Annotated in this window: 3 protein-coding genes; 1 reads left to right on the top strand and 2 read right to left on the bottom strand. The window is 67.7% G+C overall.

Translation table 11 applies throughout. The features are described from left to right. Positions 1 to 415: DUF6444 domain-containing protein (locus Amac_RS53365; RefSeq protein ID WP_246269277.1), on the bottom strand; the 415-nt coding region annotated here is incomplete at its 3' end. Between the two features lie 144 nt (positions 416 to 559). Between Amac_RS53365 and Amac_RS53360 the strand changes: the two genes are divergently transcribed. After that, on the top strand, positions 560 to 1,558 hold the full coding sequence (locus Amac_RS53360) for a hypothetical protein (protein ID WP_155362074.1): 999 nt from the start codon (positions 560 to 562) through the stop codon (positions 1,556 to 1,558). Between the two features lie 307 nt (positions 1,559 to 1,865). Here Amac_RS53360 and Amac_RS53355 read toward each other — a convergent pair. After that, positions 1,866 to 3,149 (bottom strand): DUF222 domain-containing protein (locus Amac_RS53355; RefSeq protein ID WP_155362073.1); only part of this gene is annotated, 1,284 nt, incomplete at its 5' end.

Below are 3,149 nucleotides of genomic sequence, written 5' to 3'. Positions count from 1 at the left end.
GGTCCCGGCCGTCTGCCAGGTCATCGCCACACACGCACGTCCCGTACGGGAAGTGCGGCACGACCTCGCCGGGATCGGCGCGCCAGGCCAGATACCGGCCCTCGGCACCGGGCTGCTTCCCGGGCTTGCGCTTACCGCCCATCTTCTGGCCTGCCCGTTTGTCCTTCGGCGGCGGCTTACCCGGCTGATCATCGCTGGAGGGCGGCATCCCCGAGTTCCCGCTGTTACGCGAGATCAGCCGCTCCAACCGCGCCAGGCGCTCAGCCAGCTCGGTGTTCATGGCCGCCAGCTCGGCGCTCTGTTCTTCCAGTTCCGCGACCCGCGACACCTGCTCGGCCAGCCGCGTGATCTGCCCCTGCTGAGCGCGCGCGAGCACGATCAGCTCATCGCGGGACATCTCCTCCAGGGCGGACACTCGATGATCCCACCAGATCCGCCCGCACTGATCAACTTCACAGACCGTCACATCAAACAGGATGGGAGGGCGCCGTCATCACACTACGTGCCAAGCCTGAATATTTACGATCGACCATCTTGGTGATCGCCGGGGAGCCGAGTCGTGCGAGAATCCGTGCTCGTGAAACCTTTGACCGCCGGAGTCGGCGTCGCCGTTATTGCCTGTGTTGTCTTGGTCCCGTCTCCCGCTGAGGCCGCCCCGAACCCCGTCGCGGCGGTGAAGCGGTTGATGGCCCAGGGGCGTACGGCGAAAGTCATTGAATGGGGCACGGTGATGCTGGGCGGTCGGGGGCGCACCGTGAACAACATGGCTAGCCTCCTCGACTATCACTTCGAACGAAAAGGCTGGCTGAAGCTCGGGAAAAGTGGTGTTGCCGCCTCCAATTTGACCCGGCGTGTCATGTTCAAACGGCCGGGCACGCTCGCCATCGCCAAGCAGGACGCGGCAGGTGGCGACCTGCAGGCCAAGAGCCTGCTCGCGCAGACCGGCATCCACCGTTCCGCAGCGGTGAACGGCCGCCTCTACACAGCGGGCAAACTGTATGCCCCGGCACTGCCGAAGGGGAAAACGTGGGCCTATCGCGGCAAGACATTCAGCGGCGGCGCCTTCACCGATCAGATCATCAACATATTCGAGCCGAAGACGCTCCAGCGGTTGCTGTCCGACACCTATCAGAAGAAATTCGTCGCCGGACCCGTCTTCAATGATCCGACGGGGCGTGTCCACAAGGACGTCTACATTTATAGGGGCAAGCTAACCTTCTCCGACCTCTACGCCGTATCGCCGACATTCCAGGCGCTCGCCCAGACCGAACCGGACGAGTCCTATGGGCCGGCCCTGGTCTGGTGGGACCTGTTGACGGACAAGTCTGGAACGCCGCTGCGTTTCTCCATCATGTGGGACACCTACTATCAGGGCTACTACTCCTCGCGGGAGCGCGCGGAAGGAAGCACGATCACGGACTTCATCGGCTGGCGATCCAATCTCCCGATCAAGCCGCCCCACTCCAGCACGGTAGCCGCGGTCTCCGGTCCAGCGGGCGGACTCCCCGAGTTCGACGACGTCGCCGAGGTAATTCGCGGCCGCCGCCCACGAAGCTGACAACCCAGCCGGCTCCGGTCGAGTTCGCAGACGAGGTCGGTCGGCTACGACAGCGCTACCGCGCCCTCGGTTGTGATGGCGCCTCTGTCCCTTGGGAAGGTGGCCAGGGGCGGTAACGAGGGGCGGCAACGAGGAAGTCATGGCAATCTAGCGCCGCGATCTCCCGCAGATCGGCAGGCGGGCATCCGCACTGTCAACGCCGCAGGACCCCGACAAAGCCGGAGCGGACCAAGCAGGGAGCCGTCACTGAGAGTCGGCATGGACGGTTCCCGGCTTGGGGCGGGTGGCGCGCTCGTGCCGGTTCGGTTCAGCGCCGGAACCGTCCGGCGAAGCGGTTCCTTTTGCCGTGGTAGAGGAGGGTCCAGGTGCCGTCGTGGTTGCGGCGGGTGCGGTAGCGGTCGGGGTGGGTTGCTTTGTCGCGGTTGTGCCAGGTGCAGGCGGGGGCGAGGAGGTCCAGGTCGGTGGTGCCACCCTCGGCCCAGCCTTGGACGTGGTCGATTTCGGCCATGTCGGCGGGGATGGGGCAGCCTTCGCGGTAGCAGGTGGCGTAGCGGGCCAGGATGGCCTGCCGCTGCGCGGGGGTGGCCAGGCGAACGGCACGGCCCATGTCCAGGACGCGCCCTTTCGCGTTGACGACCATACGGACCAGTCGTGAGGTGCGGGCGAGTCGGTGGACGTCGGAGACGGGCAGTAGCTGCCCGGTGGCGATCAGCAGCCCGGGCGCGAGCCGGTCCGGCGCGTGCCCACAGGTCCCGCACGCATCCTCCACCGGCCCTTCACCCGCGCCCGCGCTGCCGGCATCCGTGCTACCAGGACTCGCGCTGCCAGGACTTGCGCTGCCGGCATCCGTGCTGCCAGGACTTGCGCTGCCAGGACCGACGCCGCCGGCATCCGTGCTGCCGGCACTTGCTCCGGCTGAACCCGTGTCTCCCGTGTGGCAGGGGCCACCCGCGCAGCAGGTCGAGCCGTCACCGGCCTGAGGTGCCCCGGGCCGGGCATCGCTGGAGCCAGCGGTGCCGGGGTCAGCGGAGTCGGAGTCGGTGGTGTCGGCCGCGGCTATGTCGGACTCAGCGGTGCCAGCATGGGCGGAGTCGGAGTCGGAGTCGGTGGTGTCGGCCGCGGCTGTGTCGGCGCGTCCGGATGTGTTCTGCGAGTGCGGCGCCCCCGTGGCGGGCGTGCCGGACGCCACAGTGGACGCCACAGTGGAGGCCGCATGGGTGGAGTCGGTGTCATGTGCGGGGTGGTCGGTGGTGGGGTGGTCGCTGGGCAGGGACTCGGCGCGGACCAGGACCAGCAGTTCGGTGGTGACCTTTTTACTCAACAGCGCTGACAGCGCGTCGGCCTGGCGGACCCGGAGCGGGCGGTCGTCGTCTTTGCCTTTCGGTCGGGCGTAGGCGGCCAGGAACTCGCGCAGGCGGGCGCCGGCCTCCCGGGGCAGCCGGAACTCCCCTTCCACGCCGCCGGTACTGGACGGGCGGACCAGCAGGGAACGGGTGGCGTAGTCGGTTTCGGCGTCATCGTCCAGGGTGCCCGGGTCCAGCAGTTCACGCAGGTATCGCCCGGCCTTGAGGATTTCTGCTGGGGAGGCGCT

This window comes from Acrocarpospora macrocephala (assembly GCF_009687865.1).
GTDB classification, from domain to species: Bacteria; Actinomycetota; Actinomycetes; order Streptosporangiales; family Streptosporangiaceae; genus Acrocarpospora; species Acrocarpospora macrocephala.
This window is presented reverse-complemented; position numbering and strand designations above follow the sequence as displayed.